The sequence below is a fragment of the Streptomyces sp. NPDC051976 genome (assembly GCF_040680795.1).
Lineage (GTDB): Bacteria > Actinomycetota > Actinomycetes > Streptomycetales > Streptomycetaceae > Actinacidiphila.
Window position 1 is genome coordinate 1 of sequence record NZ_JBFAXL010000009.1, and the last position, 19,221, is coordinate 19,221.

General features: G+C 72.1%; 11 protein-coding genes. 8 read left to right on the forward strand and 3 right to left on the reverse strand.

The genetic code is table 11. The features are described from left to right. Window positions 1–74: 74 nt before the first annotated feature. Entirely contained in the window at window positions 75–2,684 is a 2,610-nt protein-coding gene (glgP, locus tag AB0M29_RS12400; protein ID WP_365382171.1) for an alpha-glucan family phosphorylase, read from the reverse strand. 591 nt (window positions 2,685–3,275) lie between these two features. On the opposite strand from glgP, the gene AB0M29_RS12405 reads away from it, so the two are divergent. From AB0M29_RS12405 to AB0M29_RS12430, 6 genes are all read left to right on the forward strand, one after another. Beyond that, window positions 3,276–5,261: an alpha-1,4-glucan--maltose-1-phosphate maltosyltransferase gene (locus AB0M29_RS12405; RefSeq protein WP_365382172.1), complete on the forward strand. Its 1,986-nt coding sequence runs from the start codon at window positions 3,276–3,278 to the stop codon at window positions 5,259–5,261. Then, window positions 5,258–6,958, forward strand: coding sequence for a maltose alpha-D-glucosyltransferase (gene treS / locus AB0M29_RS12410; protein ID WP_365382173.1), 1,701 nt, complete (start codon window positions 5,258–5,260; stop codon window positions 6,956–6,958). The genes AB0M29_RS12405 and treS overlap by 4 nt, the downstream gene beginning before the upstream one ends. 321 nt (window positions 6,959–7,279) lie before the next feature. Further along, entirely contained in the window at window positions 7,280–8,806 is a 1,527-nt protein-coding gene (locus AB0M29_RS12415) for a maltokinase (protein WP_365382174.1), read from the forward strand. 498 nt (window positions 8,807–9,304) lie between these two features. Continuing rightward, a complete protein-coding gene (gene glgB / locus AB0M29_RS12420) occupies window positions 9,305–11,449 on the forward strand; it encodes a 1,4-alpha-glucan branching enzyme (protein WP_365382175.1) in 2,145 nt (714 codons plus the stop codon). A 78-nt stretch (window positions 11,450–11,527) separates the two neighbouring features. Beyond that, a complete protein-coding gene (locus tag AB0M29_RS12425; protein ID WP_365382176.1) occupies window positions 11,528–12,235 on the forward strand; it encodes a helix-turn-helix transcriptional regulator in 708 nt (235 codons plus the stop codon). A 145-nt stretch (window positions 12,236–12,380) separates the two neighbouring features. Beyond that, a complete protein-coding gene (locus tag AB0M29_RS12430; RefSeq protein ID WP_365382177.1) occupies window positions 12,381–13,409 on the forward strand; it encodes a chitinase in 1,029 nt (342 codons plus the stop codon). 109 nt (window positions 13,410–13,518) lie between these two features. Here AB0M29_RS12430 and AB0M29_RS12435 read toward each other — a convergent pair whose 3' ends face one another. Further along, on the reverse strand, window positions 13,519–14,544 hold the full coding sequence (locus tag AB0M29_RS12435) for an ATP-dependent 6-phosphofructokinase (protein ID WP_365382178.1): 1,026 nt from the start codon (window positions 14,542–14,544) through the stop codon (window positions 13,519–13,521). Between the two features lie 22 nt (window positions 14,545–14,566). After that, on the reverse strand, window positions 14,567–15,562 hold the full coding sequence (locus AB0M29_RS12440) for a 2-hydroxyacid dehydrogenase (RefSeq protein WP_365382179.1): 996 nt from the start codon (window positions 15,560–15,562) through the stop codon (window positions 14,567–14,569). Window positions 15,563–15,925: 363 nt separating this feature from the next. Between AB0M29_RS12440 and pta the strand changes: the two genes are divergently transcribed. Together pta and AB0M29_RS12450 are read left to right on the forward strand one after the other, a co-directional pair. Then, window positions 15,926–18,007 (forward strand): phosphate acetyltransferase, encoded by a 2,082-nt coding sequence (gene pta, locus AB0M29_RS12445; protein WP_365382180.1) that lies wholly within the window; start codon window positions 15,926–15,928, stop codon window positions 18,005–18,007. Beyond that, window positions 18,004–19,182: an acetate kinase gene (locus AB0M29_RS12450; RefSeq protein WP_365382181.1), complete on the forward strand. Its 1,179-nt coding sequence runs from the start codon at window positions 18,004–18,006 to the stop codon at window positions 19,180–19,182. Before pta ends, AB0M29_RS12450 begins: the two co-directional genes overlap by 4 nt. Window positions 19,183–19,221 lie beyond the last annotated feature (39 nt).

The following is a 19,221-nucleotide window of genomic DNA, read 5'->3' on the forward strand; positions in this document are numbered from 1 at the left end:
CCCCGTCGGACTCCGGTCCGACGGGGCGCCGTCGTGTGTTCAGGCCCTGCGGCGAAGCTCCCCGCGGCGAGCCGTCAGCGGAGGACGCCCGCTGTCATTCCTTCCGTTTCCGGGGGGACCGCCACCAGGCCCAGTTCGGCCGGGGTGGCGAGGAGGGGGTGGGCGGGGAGGACGCGGATGGTGTAGCCGAAGGGGCCGGTGCGGTCCAGGGTGAGCGGGCCCTCGTACTGGTGGCGCCCGGACAGATCCGGGTGGGCCGTCGGCTTGAGCGAGGTCACCGTGGGTTCGGCCAGCCGGTCGGAGGAGTCGACCCGGCCGGACAGCAGCTGGACGTCGACGTCGGCCGCCTCCAGACCGCCGAGCGCGACCTGCACCCGCAGCGTGAGGGTGGACCCCAGCTCCGCGGTGCCCGCGACCGAACTGGTCTCCACGTGCTCGACGGAGACCTGCGGCCACCGCTGCCGTACCTTCCGCTTCCACTCGGCCAGCTCCCCGGCCGCCGCACCGTGTATGGCGCGGTGCGAGCGGGCGGCGGGCGCGTACAGCAGGCGGACGTAGTCCCTGACCATCCGTCCGGCCAGCACCTTGGGGCCGAGGGTGACCAGGGTGTGGCGGACCATCTCGATCCAGCGCTCGGGTACGCCCTGGGCGCCCTGGTCGTAGAACCGCGGCGCGACCTGCTTCTCCAGCAGGTCGTACAGCGCGGCCGCCTCCAGTTCGTCGCGGCGGTCCTCGTCGACGACGCCGTCGGCGGTGGGGATCGCCCAGCCGTTGTCGCCGTCGAACCACTCGTCCCACCAGCCGTCGAGCACCGACAGGTTGAGGCAGCCGTTGAGCGCCGCCTTCATGCCCGAGGTGCCGCACGCCTCCAGCGGGCGCAGCGGGTTGTTCAGCCAGACGTCGCAGCCGGGGTAGAGCAGCCGCGCCATCCGCATGTCGTAGTCGGGCAGGAAGACGATGCGGTGCCGCACCCGCGGGTCGTCGGTGAAGCGGACCAGTTCCTGGACCAGCTTCTTGCCGCTGTCGTCGGCCGGGTGGGCCTTGCCCGCCACCACGATCTGGATCGGCCGCTCGGGGTGCAGCAGCAGCTCCATCAGCCGGTCCTGGTCGCGCAGCATCAGGGTGAGCCGCTTGTACGACGGGACCCGGCGGGCGAAGCCGATGGTGAGGACGTCGGGGTCGAGGACGCTGTCGGTCCAGCCGAGTTCCGCCTCGCCCGCGCCGCGCTGCCGCCAGGAGGCGCGCACCCGGCGGCGTACGTCGTCGACGAGCTGTTCGCGCAGTTCGCGGCGGAGCTCCCAGACGGCGGTGTCGGGGATCTCGCCGAGCGCCTCCCAGCGGTCGGCGCCGCCGACCATGAGGGCGTCCTCGGCGCGCTGGGCGCCGATCTGCCGGGCGCCGAGACGCAGCACCTCGGGCGCCACCCAGGTGGGGGCGTGCACCCCGTTGGTGATGGACGTGATCGGCACGTCCTCGGGGTCGAAGCCCGGCCACAGCCCGGCGAACATCCCGCGGCTGACGGCGCCGTGCAGGGTGGAGACGCCGTTGGCCCGCTGGGCGAGCCGCAGGCCCATGACGGCCATGTTGAACAGGTTGGGGTCGCCGCCGCGGTAGGTCTCCATGCCCAGTTCGAGGATGGCTCCTATGTCGACGCCCGGCAGCTCGCCGCCGTCGCCCAGATGGCGGCCGACCAGCTCGCGGTCGAAGCGGTCGATCCCGGCGGGGACGGGCGTGTGGGTGGTGAACACCGTCCCGGCGCGTACGGCTTCCAGGGCTGCGTCGAAGTCGAGCCCTTCGAGGGCGAGTTCGCGGATGCGCTCCAGGCCGAGGAAGCCGGCGTGGCCCTCGTTGGTGTGGAAGACCTCGGGGTCGGGATGGCCGGTGATACGGCAGTAGGCGCGGACCGCCCGCACCCCGCCGATGCCCAGCAGCATCTCCTGGAGCAGCCGGTGCTCGCTGCCGCCGCCGTAGAGCCGGTCGGTGACGTCGCGTTCGGCGGGCTGGTTGGCCTCCACGTCGGAGTCGAGCAGCAGCAGCGGGACCCGCCCGACCTGGGCCTTCCAGATCCGGGCGTGCAGGGAGCGGCCGCCGGGCAGCACCAGGGTGATCTCGGCGGCGCCGCCGTCCTCCTCGCGCAGCAGCGTGACCGGCAGCTCGTTGGGGTCGAGCACCGGGTAGTGCTCCTGCTGCCAGCCCTCGCGGGACAGGCTCTGGCGGAAGTAGCCGTGCCGGTAGAGCAGGCCGACGCCGATTATCGGCGCGCCCAGGTCGCTGGCGGCCTTGAGGTGGTCTCCGGCGAGGATGCCGAGGCCGCCGCTGTACTGCGGCAGGGCGGCGGTGATGCCGAACTCGGGTGAGAAGTAGGCGATGGCGGCGGGCAGGTCGCTCTGTTCCTGGTACCAGCGGGGGTTGCCGAGGTAGTCGGCGAGGTCCTCCGCGGCCGCCGCGAGTCGGCGGCGGAAGCGTCTGTCCGCGGCGAGCGCGGCCAGGCGTTCCTTGGAGACGGCGCCGAGCAGCCGCACGGGATCACCCCCGGCGGCCCGCCAACCCTCGGGGTCGACGCTCTGGAACAGCTCCCGGGTCTCCGGATGCCATGACCAGCGTAGGTTCTGGGCCAGCTCCCCGAGCGGGCGCAGAGGTTCCGGCAGGACGGTGCGCACGGTGAATCGACGGATTGCCTTCACGTATTCGACCGTAGCCCGGACGGCGGTGGCCTCGTGAGGGCTCTCCACGATCCGGTGGTTCAAACGCTCGAACGGCGGCTCACGGAGGCGACCGTGACCCCGGGACGGGCGCTGGCGCGTCCGCCTCCCAGTACGGCCGGGCGGCGGCCCGCGCGGGCTCGTCCGCGGCGTCCCGTGCCCTGGGGGCGTGCGCGGGGGCGCACATCAGGGCGCGTGGCCGGTTTCGTCATGAAGCCGCCCCCTGTTGGGGCGCGGGGTGCGCGTGTGAGCGTTCGTGACGCGCTCCCGGAACTCCCGAAACCCTGGCCACAAGGAGCTTTCACCGCGCGGCCCCTGGGCAGGCTCCCGATTGCGCGGTCCCGTTCGCGCCACGAGACTGCACCTCACACCCCTACACGGCGTCCCTCCCCCCACACACCTCCACAAGAGTGAACGCGGACTGGAGCGGCCATGCAGGCAAGCCCGCAACGCCGGGAACAGTTACAAAGAGCCGGGGAGGAAGCCGGGCGGCGGGAGGCTGCTCGGCGCCGCCTGCGCTCCTCCGGCAGCACCTCCCCGTCCGTCCCGTATCCAGCGCTGTCAGGTGAGGCAATGATCGGTCGCATTCCCGTTCTCGATGTCCGTCCGCTCGTCGACTGCGGCCGCCGCCCCGCGAAGGCGGTCGTGGGCGAGACGTTCGAGGTGACGGCGACGGTGTTCCGCGAGGGACACGACGCCGTCGCCGCCAATGTGGTGCTGCGCGATCCGGCGGGCCGGTCGGGGCCGTGGACTCCGATGCGGGAGCTGGAACCCGGCACCGACCGCTGGGGGGCGCACATCACCCCGACGGCCGAAGGGCGCTGGACCTACACGGTGGAGGCGTGGTCGGACCCGGTCGCGACCTGGCGGCACCACGCCGGCATCAAGATCCCGGCCGGGATCGACACCGACCTGGTGCTGGCCGAGGGCGCCCAGCTGCACGAACGCGCGGCGGCCGGGGTACCGAAGAACGACGGGCGGGCGGTCGTCCTGGCCGCGGTGGACGCGCTGCTCGACAAGAACCGGCAGCCCGCCGCCCGGCACGCGGCGGCGCTGGCCCCCGAGGTGGTGGCGGTGCTCGACCGGTATCCGCTGCGCGAGCTGGTGAGCGCGGTACGGCCGCTGCCGCTGCACGTGGAGCGCGAGCGGGCGCTGTTCGGGTCCTGGTACGAGCTGTTCCCGCGCTCGGAGGGGGCGGTGCTGGAGGACGGCGCGCCGCCGCGCTCGGGCACCTTCCGTACGGCGGCCGAGCGGCTGCCCGCGGTGGCCGCGATGGGCTTCGACGTGGTGTACCTGCCGCCGATCCACCCGATCGGCACCGCGTTCCGCAAGGGCCGCAACAACAGCCTGTCGGCGGGCCCGGACGACGTCGGCTCGCCGTGGGCGATCGGCTCCCCGGCGGGCGGCCACGACGCGGTCCACCCGGACCTGGGCACCCTGGAGGACTTCGACCACTTCGTGGAGCGCGCCCGCGAGCTGCGGATGGAGGTGGCGCTGGACTTCGCGTTGCAGTGCTCGCCGGACCATCCATGGGTGGCCAAGCACCCGGAGTGGTTCGCGCACCGCCCGGACGGCACGATCGCCTACGCCGAGAACCCGCCGAAGAAGTACCAGGACATCTACCCGATCGCCTTCGACGAGGACTTCCCGGGCATCGTCCGGGAGACCCTGCGGGTGCTGCGGCACTGGATGGCCCACGGGGTGCGGATCTTCCGGGTCGACAACCCGCACACCAAGCCGGTGGTGTTCTGGGAGAAGGTCATCGCGGACATCAACCGCACCGACCCCGACGTGCTCTTCCTGGCCGAGGCGTTCACCCGCCCGGCCATGATGAGCACCCTCGGGCAGATCGGATTCCAGCAGTCGTACACGTACTTCACCTGGCGTAATGATAAGAATGAACTGGCCGACTACATGCGGGAGTTGAGCGGTGAGAAGGCTTCCTGGATGCGGCCGAACTTCTTTGTGAACACCCCCGACATCCTGCCGGGGTATCTGCAGGACGGCGGCCGTCCGGCCTTCGAGGTACGGGCCGTCCTCGCCGCCACGCTCTCGCCGACGTGGGGTGTCTACGCGGGTTTCGAGCTGTGCGAGGCCACCCCGGCCAAGCCGGGCAGCGAGGAGTACCTGCACTCGGAGAAGTACGAACTTCGGCCGCGCGACTGGGCCGCCGCGGAGGCCGGTGGACGCTCGCTGGCCCCGCTGATCACCACGCTCAACCGGCTGCGCCGCCGTCATCCGGCGCTCCAGCAGTTGCGGGACATCACCTTTCACCCGGTGGACAACGATTCGGTGCTCGTCTACTCCAAGCGCCGCGGCGACGATGTCGTACTGGTGGTCGTCAACCTGGACCCGTTCCACACCCAGGAGGCGACCGTGTCGTTGAACATGACAGCACTCGGCCTCTCCTGGCACGAGTCCTTCCCGGTGCGCGACGAGCTCACCGGGGCCACCTACCACTGGGGCAGGGACAACTATGTGCGCCTTGAGCCGGGCCACGCGCCCGCGCACGTCCTGTCGCTGCGACCGTCTCCTTCGATCGGAGGGTCACTCAGTTGATCGTCAACGAACCCGTCCCTGACACCTTCGAGGACACACCGGCCAAGGACCGTGATCCCGACTGGTTCAAACGGGCGGTGTTCTACGAAGTCCTCGTGCGGTCCTTCCAGGACAGCAACGGCGACGGTGTAGGCGACCTGAAAGGTATCACCGCCAAACTCGACTATCTGCAATGGCTCGGCGTGGACTGCCTGTGGCTGCCGCCGTTCTTCGCCTCCCCGCTGCGGGACGGCGGGTACGACGTGGCGGACTACACGGCGGTGCTGCCGGAGTTCGGCGACCTCGCCGACTTCGTGGAGTTCGTGGACGCCGCGCACCAGCGCGGCATGCGCGTGATCATCGACTTCGTCATGAACCACACGAGCGACCAGCACCCGTGGTTCCAGGCGTCCCGCAGCGACCCCGAGGGGCCGTACGGGGACTTCTACACCTGGGCCGACGACGACAAGGCGTTCAGCGACGCCCGGATCATCTTCGTCGACACCGAGACGTCGAACTGGACGTTCGACCCGGTGCGCAAGCAGTACTACTGGCACCGCTTCTTCTCCCACCAGCCGGACCTCAACTACGAGAACCCGCGCGTCCAGGAGGAGATCCTGGCGGCGCTGCGCTTCTGGCTGGACCTGGGCATCGACGGCTTCCGGCTGGACGCGGTGCCGTACCTGTTCCAGGAGGAGGGCACCAACTGCGAGAACCTGCCGCGCACCCATGACTTCCTCAAGCGGGTCCGTACCGAGATCGACACCCAGTACCCGGACACCGTGCTGCTGGCCGAGGCGAACCAGTGGCCGGAGGACGTCGTCGACTACTTCGGCGACTTCCGCAAGGGCGGCGACGAGTGCCACATGGCGTTCCACTTCCCCGTCATGCCCCGGATCTTCATGGCGGTGCGGCGGGAGTCGCGCTACCCGGTCTCCGAAGTGCTGGCCAAGACCCCGGCGATCCCGGCCGGCTGCCAGTGGGGCATCTTCCTGCGGAACCACGACGAGCTGACCCTCGAAATGGTGACCGACGAGGAACGCGACTACATGTACGCGGAGTACGCCAAGGACCCGCGGATGCGCGCCAACATCGGCATCCGCCGCCGGCTCGCCCCGCTGCTGGACAACGACCGCAACCAGATCGAGCTGTTCACCGCTCTGCTGCTGTCGCTGCCGGGCTCGCCGGTGCTGTACTACGGCGACGAGATCGGCATGGGCGACAACATCTGGCTCGGTGACCGGGACGGCGTGCGCACCCCCATGCAGTGGACCCCGGACCGCAACGCCGGGTTCTCCTCCTCCGACCCCGGGCGGCTGTTCCTGCCGACGATCATGGACCCGGTCTTCGGCTACCAGGTCACCAATGTCGAGGCGCAGATGAGCTCGCCCAGCTCGCTGCTGCACTGGACCCGGCGGATGATCGAGATCCGCAAGCAGAACCACGCCTTCGGCCTGGGCTCGTTCACCGAGTTGCCGTCCAGCAACCCGGCGGTGCTCGCGTTCCTGCGGGAGTCGGGCGACGACCTCGTGCTGTGCGTGAACAACTTCTCGCGGTTCGCCCAGCCCACCGAGCTGGACCTGCGGGCCTTCGCCGGGCGGCACCCGGTGGAGCTGATCGGCGGGGTGCGTTTCCCGGCGATCGGGCAACTGCCGTACCTGCTCACCCTTGCGGGCCACGGCTTCTACTGGTTCCGGCTGCGCCGCGACCCGTCGTGACGGCCGGGGGGCCGTCGTGTCCGGCCCCCCAGCCCCCGCACCACCAGTGGCGTTCTCCGGTAGCGGGTTCGGCCGGCCCCTGGCAGTATCCGGAAGGACCCAGCGGAATGGCACCGCCCCCCGTCGCAGCGTCGCCCCGGGCGGAGTCGGCGTCTTGACACCCGAACGTCACGCGGGCGGACCCGTACGGCGGTTTCCTGTCACCCGCCTGGGGCAGGCTCCCCGTGTCGCCGGACAGCCCGAACCCGACATCCGGGAGGCTGGCGCCCCCGCCGCTCGCTCGTAGCGGCAGGGTGCGCGACTCCCCGGGGAAAGGACGTCATGTCGGACCGCTCCTGGACCCGTGTCCCTTCCGTGCCCGTCACGCCGCCGGACACGCCGCCCGTGACGGTGGTGCGCTCGGCCGCGCCACCACCCGTGGCGTCGGCCGCGGACACCGCCGCCGGGCGCGAACTCGCGCCCGGACTGCTGCGCTCCCTCGACCCGCTGCTGCGCGGCTGGTTGCCACGCCAGCGCTGGTTCGCCGGGAAGGGCCTGCCGATCGGCGGCTTCCGGCTGGCCGCCGCCACCGAGCTGGTGCCGCCCGGCGGGCGGCTCGGCCCGCTCGGCCTGGTGCACGTACTGATCGACGTGGAACAGCCGGGCAGGCCCGCGGACTGCTACCAACTGCTGCTGGGCGCCCATCCGCTGCTGCCCTCCGCCCTGGTGCGGGCCGCGCTCGGCCCCGCGGTCGGCGGGCCGTACGACGGGCTGACGCTCTATGACGCGCCGCACGACCCGCGGCTGGCCGCGCTGCTGCTGGAACGGCTGCGGCTGCCGGGCCGGATCGGGCGGCTGCGCTTCACCGCGGAGCCGGAGGTGTCCTTCCCGCCGGGTCTCGCCCCGCGGGTCTCCACCGCCGAGCAGTCCAACACCTCGGTGGTGTACGGCGACGCGTTCATCCTGAAGCTGTTCCGCCGGGTGTCGCCGGGCACCAACCCGGACCTGGAGCTGTCGCTCGCGCTGGCCAGGAAGAGGTCACGGCGGGTCGCGGAACCGGTGGCCTGGTTCGAGGGGCTGCCCGCGCTGCCCGCGGACGCGGAGGGGACGGCGGACGGCCCGGCCGAGCCGGTCACGCTCGGCGTGCTCCAGCGCTTCCTGCCGGGCTCGTCCGACGGCTGGGCGCTGGCGCTGGCCTCGGTGGCCGAGGACGGCGACTTCCGCGCCGAGGCGGCCGCGCTGGGCCGCGCCACGGCCGAGGTGCACGCCGCGCTGGCGGACGCGCTGCCCGTGGAGCGGCTGGACGGCCCCGCGCTGGAACGTATCGCCGCGGCGATGACGCGACGGCTGGACGAGACGGCGGCCGAGGTGCCGTCGGTACGGCCGTACGCCGGGGCGCTGCGCTCGGCCTTCGACGACCTGGCCCGGCTCGGCGCCGGCGGCGGTACGGCGGGGCCGGTGACCGCCCAGCGGATCCACGGCGACCTGCACCTGGGGCAGGCGCTGCGCGGCCCCGACGGGGAGTGGGTGCTGATCGACTTCGAGGGGGAGCCGGCCCGGCCGCTGGCCGACCGGCGGCGCCCCGCGCCACCGGTGCAGGACGTCGCCGGGATGCTGCGGTCGTTCGACTACGCGGCCCACCACAGCGGCAACGGGCCCTGGGCGGCCCGGCACCGCGACGCGTACTGCTCCGGGTACGCGGAGGTCGCCGGGATCGACCCGCGGCAACAACCGGTCCTGATACGGGCTTTCGAGACCGACAAGGCGGTGTACGAGGCGCGGTACGAAGCCCGTCACCGCCCTGCCTGGCTCCCCATCCCGCTCTCCGCCCTCGCCCGCCTCGCCACCGCCGCTCCGCCCGCGCCCTGAGGAGATCACTCCGTGACACCCCCCGACGACCCGACCCCCCGTCCCCCCGCGGGCACCCTCCCCCCGGCGGGCACCCTCCCCGAAGCGGCCGCCCGCGGCTACGACGCCGCAACCCCGCACCCTTCTGCCTCCCCCACCGCCCCCGGGCACCCCGTAAGTGCCCCGAAGGGGCGCGGGGAAGAGGCCCCCGCAGGTGCGGCCCCGGGGCACGTCGCACCCCCCGCCCCAGCCGGGAGTGCCCCGAAGGGGCGCGGGGAACTGCGCGAGCAACCCACGACCGCCGCACGGTCCGGCGACAACACCAGCGCCCCCTTGGGGGCGGAAGCCCCCGGGCGCGGCGCCCCCGCGGCCCCTTCGTCCACCACCGGCAGAGAGAGCCACTCGGGGCCCGTCCCCGAGCAACCCGCCGCTGTGGCCGAGCGCGCAGTTCCCCGCGCCCCTTCGGGGCGGTCGTCCTCCGCCCCGAAGGGGCACCTCGGGGCGGACGAGAGGTGGCGGTTGCTGAACGGCGCGCACCATGACCCGCACAGCCTGCTGGGCGCGCACCCCGAGCCGGGAGGCATCCGCTTCACCGCGCTGCGCCCGTACGCGACGGCGGTCGCGGTGGTCGCGAACGGCCTGCGGGCGGAGTTGAAGGACGAGGCCGACGGCCTCTTCTCGGCGGTGCTGCCGCTGACGGAGATCCCGGCGTACCGGCTGGCGGTGACGTACGACGACGGCGAGCACACGGTCGACGACCCCTACCGCCTCCTGCCGTCGCTCGGCGAACTCGACCTGCACCTGATCGGCGAGGGCCGGCACGAGGAGCTGTGGAAGGCCCTCGGGTCGCGCCCGATGACGCACGGCGGGGTGACCGGCACCCGGTTCGCGGTGTGGGCGCCCAACGCCCGCGGGGTGCGGATCGCCGGTGACTTCAACTACTGGGACGGCACCGGCTTCCCGATGCGCTCGCTGGGCTCCTCCGGCGTGTGGGAGCTGTTCGTGCCGGGCGTCGCCGAGGGCACCACGTACAAGTACGAGATCACCCGCGGCGACGGCTCGCGCGGCATGAAGGCCGACCCGATGGCCCGCGCCACCGAGATCCCCCCGGCCACCGCCTCCGTCGTCACCGACTCGCACTACACATGGACCGACCAGGAGTGGCTGGCGCGCCGCGGCGCGACCCCGGTGCACCGCGCGCCCTTCTCCGTCTACGAGGTGCACCTCGCCTCCTGGCGCCCGGGGCTGTCCTACCGCGAGCTGGCCGAGCAGCTTCCCGCGTACGTGAAGGAACTCGGCTTCACGCACGTGGAGTTGATGCCGGTCGCCGAGCACCCCTTCGGCGGCTCCTGGGGCTACCAGGTCACCTCGTACTACGCGCCGACCTCCCGCCTCGGCTCGCCGGACGACTTCCGCTTCCTGGTGGACGCGCTGCACCGCGCGGGCATCGGCGTGATCATGGACTGGGTGCCCGCGCACTTCCCGAAGGACGACTGGGCGCTGGCCCGCTTCGACGGGGCGCCGCTGTACGAGCACGCGGACCCCAACCGTGCCGAGCACCCGGACTGGGGCACCCTGGAGTTCGACTTCGGCCGTACCGAGGTGCGCAACTTCCTGGTGGCCAACGCCGTGTACTGGTGCGAGGAGTTCCACATCGACGGCCTGCGGGTCGACGCGGTCGCCTCGATGCTCTACCTCGACTACTCCCGCGAGGGCGGCGAGTGGACCCCCAACATCCACGGCGGCCGGGAGAACCTGGACGCGGTGGCGTTCCTGCAGGAGATGAACGCCACCGTCTACCGGCGCTGCCCGGGCGTGGTGACGATCGCCGAGGAGTCCACCGCCTGGGACGGCGTCACCCGCGCCACCCACCACGTGGGCCCCACCGGCTTCGGCGGCCTCGGCTTCGGCCTGAAGTGGAACATGGGCTGGATGCACGACTCGCTGGGCTACGCGGCGCACGAGCCGGTGCACCGCAAGTACCACCACCACGAGATGACGTTCTCGATGGTGTACGCGTACAGCGAGAACTACGTGCTGCCCATCTCGCACGACGAGGTGGTGCACGGCAAGGGCGCGCTGGTGAGCAAGATGCCCGGCGACTGGTGGCAGCAGCGCGCCACCGAACGGGCGTACCTGGGCTTCATGTGGGCCCACCCCGGCAAGCAACTGCTCTTCATGGGGCAGGAGTTCGCGCAGGGCGCCGAGTGGTCGCACGAGCACGGCCCGGACTGGTGGCTGCTGGACGAGGCGTATCCGGCGGCGGCCGACCACCGCGGGGTGCGCGACCTGGTCCGCGACCTGAACGCGGTCTACCGGGACACGCCCGCGCTGTGGCAGCGCGACACCGACCCGGGCGGCTTCGCCTGGATCGACGGCGGCGCGGCGGAGGACAACACCTTCTCCTTCCTGCGCTTCGACGCCGACGGCTCCCCGCTGCTGTGCGTCAGCAACTTCTCCCCGGTGGTCCGGGAGAACTACCGGCTGGGCTCCCCCGACGTCGTGTGGCGGCCGGTGCTGAACACCGACGACGCACGGTACGGGGGCAGCGGGGTGGTGGCGGCGGAACCGGTGAAGAGCGAGCCGGTGGCGGCGCACGGCCGCTCGCACAGTGTCTCGCTGACCCTGCCGCCCCTGGCGACCCTCTGGTTGCGGCCGTCGTAGGTTCGTATGCCCGGAGCGCCGCGGCTTCGTCGGACCGCACCATACGAGGCGGGCCGCGGTCGCTCCTAGCCTGGGCTGGTGCGAAGACCCTCCTCAGGGCAGCCGCCCCCGCTGCCGTTCGACGGCACGGCGATCCGGCGGCTGCGAGCCCAGCTCGGCATGGCCCACGGCCATGTCGCCCATGCCATGCGCGTGTCGTACGGACTGCCGGTGCGGCCGGAGACGGTCGCGGCCTGGGAGCGTGGTGAGGCGGTGCCGACCGGGGCAGAGCTCGGGGCGCTGGCCGGGGCGCTGTGGTGCTCCCCCGCCGAGCTGATGACGGTGCCGCGGACCCTGCTGGAGCACCGGCTGGCCCGCGGTATGGCGCCGAGCGACCTGGCGCGGGCGATCGGCATGAGCGGCGCCGACTACGAGCGGATGGAGGCGCGCGCCGAGTGGTCGGGCAACGCCCGGCAGACCGCGGCCCTCGCCGTCGCCCTCGGGCTCACCGCACCGGCCCTGCTCACGGTCACCGGCAAGGAGCCACGGCTGGCCGAGCTGCTGCGCGAGGCGCTCGGCACCCGCTGGCAGGCGTACGTCCGCCCGGTGGGGGCGCTGGTGCCGGTCCCCCGTGAGCGGGTGACGGCCGCGCTGCGGCAGATGCACGCGGAGTACCAGTCGCTGATGGTGGCCACGCTCAACTGGGGTTCGCCCGGGGCGAGCGCGTCGGACGGTGCCGAGGGCCGGGACTTCCTCGACGGTGTGGTGGAACGCTTCTGGGCGGCGCTGCGGGACGCCCCGCGGTAGCCGGCCCCAACTCCGGCGCCGGGGCCGATTTTTCAGAACAGGAAACTTTCCTAACCAAAGTCCTTGTCCGGGACACGCCGCCGCACTAGCGTTCCCGCAACGCCCTTGGAGCACCACTCCCCCGCTCACGGCAAGGACTCCCCCCATGTCCCGTCCCCTCGGTTCCTCCCTCGACTCCCGTACCCGCAGGATCGCCGTCGCCGCCGCCGCGGGGCTGGCCGCCGCGGTCGCGCTCGGCGTCACCTCCACCGCGGGTTCCGCGCACGCGGCCGCCACCGCGCTGCCCAGCGGCGCCGCCGCCCCGTACCTCTACCTCGGCTGGGGCAACCCGCCGTCGGCCACCTCGGTGATGTCCGCGACCGGCATCAAGCAGTTCACGATGGCCTTCGTCCTGTCCGACGGCGGCTGCAACCCCAAGTGGGACGGCACCCGCGCGCTCACCGGCGGCACCGACCAGTCGACGATCAACGCGATACGCAACGCGGGCGGCGACGTCACGGTCTCCTTCGGCGGCTACAGCGGCAACAAGCTGGGCCAGAAGTGCAGTTCGGCCTCGGCGCTCGCCGGTGCGTACCAGAAGGTGATCAACGCCTACTCGCTCAAGTCGATCGACATCGACATCGAGGCGGGCGAGTTCAGCAGCTCGACGGTACGGCAGCGGGTGGTCGACGCGCTCAAGACGGTGCGCGCCAACAACAGCGGGCTGAAGATCTACGTCACCTTCGGCACCACGCCCACCGGCCCCGACTCGGCGGGCAAGGACCTGATCAAGAAGGGCGCCGCGGCCGGGCTGAACATCGACGCCTGGGCGGTCATGCCGTTCGACTACGACCAGGGCGGCACCACCGACATGCTGGCCACCACCAAGTCCGCGGTGGACGGCCTGAAGAACGCCGTGGCCAGTGCGTACGGGCTGTCCTCGGACGCCGCCTACCGCAAGGTCGGGCTGTCCTCGATGAACGGAAAGACCGACAGCTCCGGCGAGACGGTCTCACTGTCGAACTTCAAGTCGATCGTGTCCTACGCCGCGAGCCACCACCTGGCCCGGGTCAGCTTCTGGGCGGTCAACCGCGACCGCAAGTGCGGTTCCGGCGAGTCCGCGGGCGACACCTGCAGCGGCATCTCGCAGAACACGTACGACTTCACCAAGGCCCTGGCCGCCTACACCGGCTGACCTCGGCAGCGGCGCCCCGCCAGGCGCCCGCCCCACCCACCGCCCCCGGACCGGTCCCGCGAGCAGCCGGTCCGGGGGCGCTCCAGCCCCAACGCCCCGCGGCCCGGGGTCAGAAGACCGACTCGGCCTCCTCCATCCGGTGCTCCGGCACCGTCTTGAGATGGGTGACCGCGTCGGCCAGCGGCACCATCGAGACCGTGGTGCCGATCAGCGCGGTCATCTGCCCGAACTCTCCCTTGTGGGCCGCCTCCACCGCGTGCCAGCCGAAGCGGGTGGCCAGCACCCTGTCGTACGCGGTCGGGACACCACCGCGCTGGACATGACCGAGGATGACCGGCCGGGCCTCCTTGCCGAGCCGCGCCTCCAGCTCCTCGGCGAGCGTGGTGCCGATGCCGGTGAACCGCTCGTGACCGAACTTGTCGATCTCGCCGACGCCGTAGTCCATGCTGCCCTTGGCCGGGTGCGCGCCCTCGGCGACGCAGACGACGGCGAACTTCTTGCCGCGCGAGAAGCGTTTGCCGACCATCGCCACCAAGTCCTCGGGCTCGAAGGGGCGTTCGGGGACGCAGATGCCGTGCGCGCCGCCCGCCATGCCCGCCTCCAGCGCGATCCACCCGGCGTGACGGCCCATCACCTCCACCACCATGACGCGCTGGTGGGATTCCGCGGTGGTCTTGAGCCGGTCGATCGCCTCGGTGGCGACGGTGACGGCGGTGTCGAACCCGAAGGTGCGGTCGGTGCCGTTGATGTCGTTGTCGATGGTCTTGGGGACGCCCACCACCGGCATCCCGGCCTCGGACAGCATCCGGGCGGCGGTCAGCGTCCCCTCGCCGCCGATCGGGATCAGCACGTCGATGCCGTACCGGGCGCACATCTCGTCGGCGTTGTACGCCGCCTCCCGCAGCCGGGCGCGTTCCAGCCGGGCAGAGCCGAGGATGGTGCCGCCGCGGGCCAGGATGCCGCTGACCGAGTTGAGGTCCAGCGGCCGGAAGCGCCCTTCGAGCAGCCCGAGGAAGCCGTCCTCGAAGCCGATGACCTCGTCGCCGTAGCCGGTGAGCGCCCGGTGCACGACCGACCGGATCACGGCGTTCAGCCCGGGGCAGTCGCCGCCGGCGGTGAGGACTCCGATGCGCATGGGCGTGTGTCTCCGTAAGGGGTCAGGGCCGGGGAATCAGCGTGCACTCGGTGATCCGGCCCGCCACGTAGTCGTCGACGTTGCGCACGGTCGCCGCGATGATCTCGTCGAGCGCGTCGACGGTGAAGTACGCCTGGTGGGAGGTGATCAGCACATTGGTGAAGGTCAGCAGCCGGGCGAGGGTGTCGTCCGTCATCACCTCCAGCGACTTGTCGTAGAAGAAGACCCCGGCCTCCTCCTCGTACACGTCAAGGCCCACCCCGCCGAGCCGGCCCTCGCGCAGCGTCTCGACCAGCGCGGCCGAGTCGATCAGGCCGCCGCGGCTGGAGTTGACCAGGATCACGTCGTCCTTCATCAGCGCCAGCCGGCGCTCGCCGATGAGGTGGTGGGTGGAGGGCATCAGCGGCACGTGCAGGCTGATCAGGTCGGCCTCGCGGAACAGCCGGTCCAACTCCACGTACTCCATGCCCAGTTCGACGCAGGCCGGGTTGGGGTTGATGTCCCAGCCGAGCATCCGCATGCCGAAGCCGCCCGCGATCGCGGTGAACGCGGTGCCGATGCGGCCGGTGCCGACCACGCCGACGGTACGGCCGTGGAAGTCCCGGCCCAGCAGTCCGTCCAGCCGGAAGTCGAAGTCCCTCGTACGGCTCGCCGCCCGCACGATCCTGCGGTTCAGCGCCATCGCCAGCGTCCAGGCGAACTCGGCCACCGCATACGGTGAGTAGTGGGCGACGCGCGCCACCGTCATCCCGAGGCGCTCCGCGTGGGCCAGGTCGATGTTGTTGTAACCCGTCGACCGCTGCGAGATCAGTTTCGTCCCGCCTCGCACGAGTGCTTCCAGCACGGGTGCGTCCAGCACTGCGTTCACGCTGGTCGACACGGCTTCGTACCCTGCTGCCAGCGGCAGCGTGTCCGGCGTCAGGAACGTCTCCAGGCACCGGATCTCGTGCCTCCCGGCAAAGGCTGCTTCCAGCAGGGGGCGCTCGTCGCGCTGCACCCCGGTCGCCAGGATCTCCACGTCCCGAGCCTCCTCCGTCGTCCCCCCTCACTCTACGTGCACGCCGCCTCCGGCGCGGGTTACGACGGCGCCCCCACGGACGACGGTGCCCCGTCAGGGCGCGGTTTCGCTTCGGGGCGCGACCGGAGTGCCCCGAAGGGGCGCGGGGAACTGCGCGGCCCGCCCCCACCGGCCGGTGGCCCGAAGACAACGCGTCTGCCCCATTGGGGCCGGTGGTGACCTGCAGCCACGCGACGGCTGGTCGCGCAGTTCCCCGCGCCCCTACGGGGCACCTCCGGTGCCTGGACTTCCGCGGGGGCACCCCGCGCAGACCCGCCGGGAGGGCGTTAGCGTCTGGGGAGGACGGTTGAAGGGAGGACGCGGGTGACGCGCAGCGTCTATGTGACGGGGATCGGCCGCGGCGACGGCCGCCAGGTCGTGGAGCTGGGGGTCATGGAGCTGCTGACCCGCCAGGTCGACCGCGTGGGGGTGTACCGGCCGCTGGTCCATGACACACCGGACCGTATTTTCGAGCTGCTGCGCAGCCGGTACCGCCTGACGCAGGACGCGGCGAGCGTGTACGGGATGGGGTACGAGGAGGCCGCCGAGCTGCAGGCGGACGAGGGCCAGGAGGCGCTGACCGCCCGCCTGGTGGAGGGCTATCTGCGGGTCGCCGAGGAGTACGACACCGTACTGATCCTCGGTTCGGACTTCGCGGGCACCAACCTCCCGGCGGAGCTCGGGGTGAACGCGCGGCTGGCCAACGAGTGCGGAGCCGGCGTCATCGCGGTGATAGGCGGCCGGGAGCAGTCGGCGGAGTCCGTGGTGGCCGAGGTGCGCAACGCCCACCACGCGTACACCAACCTGGGCTGCGACGTGATCGCGATGATCGCCAACCGGGTGGACCCGGCCGAGGTCACCGAGGCGGCGCAGCGGCTGGTCCGCACCCCGGACGTACCGGTGTACGTGCTGCCCGACGAGCCCGCGCTGTCCGCGCCGACGGTGGCGCAGATCGTGGAGACGCTCGGCGCCGAGGTGCTGCTGGGCGACGAGGCGGGGCTGGCCAGGGACGCGCTGGACTTTGTCTTCGGCGGGGCGATGCTGCCGACGTTCCTGCCGAAGCTGACCACCGGCTGTGTGGTGGTGACCCCGGGCGACCGGGCCGATCTGATCATCGGCGCGCTGGCCGCGCACTCGGCGGGCTCGCCACCGATCGCCGGGCTGCTGCTGACGCTGGACGAGCGCCCCGGCCCCGACATCCTGGCGCTGGCCGGGCGGCTGGCCCCGGGCACCCCGGTGCTCGCGGTGCCCACCGGCTCCTTCCCGACCGCCGCCGGGCTCTTCGCGCTGGACGGCAAGCTGGGCGCGGGCACCCCGCGCAAGGCGGAGACCGCGCTCGGCCTGTTCGAGACCCATGTGGACACCGCCGAGCTGACCGAGCGGCTGTCGGTGGCCAGGTCCGAGCGGGTCACCCCGATGATGTTCGAGCACGCGCTGCTGGAGCGGGCGCGGGCGGTGCGGCGGCGGATCGTGCTGCCGGAGGGCGGCGAGGAGCGGATCCTGCGGGCCGCCGAGGTGCTGCTGCGCCGCGGTGTCTGCGATCTGACGCTGCTCGGCGAGGAGGACGCGATCCGCAAGAAGGCGGCCGACCTCGGCATCAGCCTCGACCACGAGGGCGTGACCGTCATCGACCCGCAGACCTCGCCGCTGCGCGAGCGCTTCGCCGAGCTGTACGCGAAGCTGCGCGCCCACAAGGGCGTCAGCTACGAACTGGCGTACGACGTGGTCGCCGACGTGTCGTACTTCGGCACCCTGATGGTCCAGGAGGGGCTCGCGGACGGCATGGTGTCGGGCGCGGTGCACTCCACGGCCGCGACGATCCGCCCGGCGTTCGAGATCATCAAGACCCGCGCAGACGCGGCGATCGTCTCGTCGGTGTTCTTCATGTGCCTGGCCGACAAGGTGCTCGTCTACGGCGACTGCGCGGTCAACCCGGACCCGGACGCCGAGCAGCTCGCCGACATCGCGATCCAGGCGGCGGGCACCGCGGCCCGCTTCGACGTGCGGCCGCGGATCGCCATGCTGTCGTACTCCACCGGCACCTCGGGCTCGGGCGCGGACGTCGACAAGGTGCGGGCCGCGACCGACCTGGTCCGCGAGCGCCGCCCCGACCTGCTGGTGGAGGGCCCGATCCAGTACGACGCGGCCGTGGCGCCGTCGGTGGCGGCCACGAAGATGCCGGGCTCGGCGGTGGCGGGGCAGGCGACCGTGCTGGTCTTCCCCGATCTGAACACCGGCAACAACACCTACAAGGCGGTCCAGCGCTCGGCGGGCGCCGTCGCGGTCGGCCCGGTCCTGCAGGGCCTGCGCAAGCCGGTCAACGACCTGTCGCGCGGGGCGCTGGTCCAGGACATCGTCAACACCGTCGCCATCACGGCGATCCAGGCCCAGGGGGAGCACGCGTGACCGGCACCGACACCCGAGGCGGGGACGCCACGGCCACCTGGGTGCTGGTGCTCAACTCCGGCTCCTCGTCGGTCAAGTACCAGCTCCTGGACATGACCGACCGGTCCCGCCTGGCGTCCGGTGTGGTGGAGCGGATCGGCGAGCCGGGCGGGGCGGCGGACCACACGGCGGCCCTGGACGAGGTCTCCCGCGAGCTGGCCGGGCGGGGTCTCGGCCTGGACTCCCCGCGGCTGGCCGCGGTGGGGCACCGGGTGGTGCACGGCGGCACCCGCTTCACGGCGCCGACGCTGATCACCGACGAGGTGGTCGCCGCCATCGAGGACCTGGTGCCACTGGCACCTCTGCACAATCCGGCGAACATCACCGGCATCCGGGTGGCCCGTGAACTGCGGCCCGATCTGCCGCAGGTGGCGGTCTTCGACACCGCCTTCCACGCCACCCTCCCGGAGGCGGCGGCCCGGTACGCGATCGACCTGGCGACCGCCGACCGCTACGGCATCCGCCGCTACGGCTTCCACGGCACCTCGCACGCCTATGTCTCCCGGGCGACCGCCGCGCTGCTCGGCCGCACACCGGCCGACACCAACGTGATCGTGCTGCACCTGGGCAACGGCGCCTCGGCGTCGGCGGTGCGCGGCGGGGTGTGCGTGGACACCTCGATGGGGCTGACCCCGCTGGAGGGCCTGGTCATGGGCACCCGCTCCGGCGACGTCGACCCGGCGGTGGTCTTCCATCTGGAGCGGGTCGGCGGCATGGGCACCGACGAGATCGACACCCTGCTGAACAAGCGCAGCGGGCTGCTCGGGCTGTGCGGCGACAACGACATGCGGGAGATCGGCCGCCGGATGGCGGAGGGCGACAGTGCCGCCCAACTCGCCTTCGACGTCTACACGCACCGGCTGCGCCGCTACATCGGCGCCTTCATGGCGGTGCTGGGCCGGGTGGACGCGATCGCCTTCACGGCGGGCGTGGGCGAGAATTCGGCGGCTGTTCGCGAAGCGGCTTTGTTGGGTCTGGACAATCTGGGTGTCAGGATGGACTCGGTTCGCAATGCCGTACGGGGCTCTGGCGCACGGTTGATCTCGGCGGATTCGTCCCGAGTGGCCGTCGCGGTGGTCCCCACCGACGAAGAGCTGGAGATTGCCCGCGATACTTACTCACTGGCTCGCGGTTGACCGTCCCACAGCCACGACGCCCCTGGAATATTCCGGAGC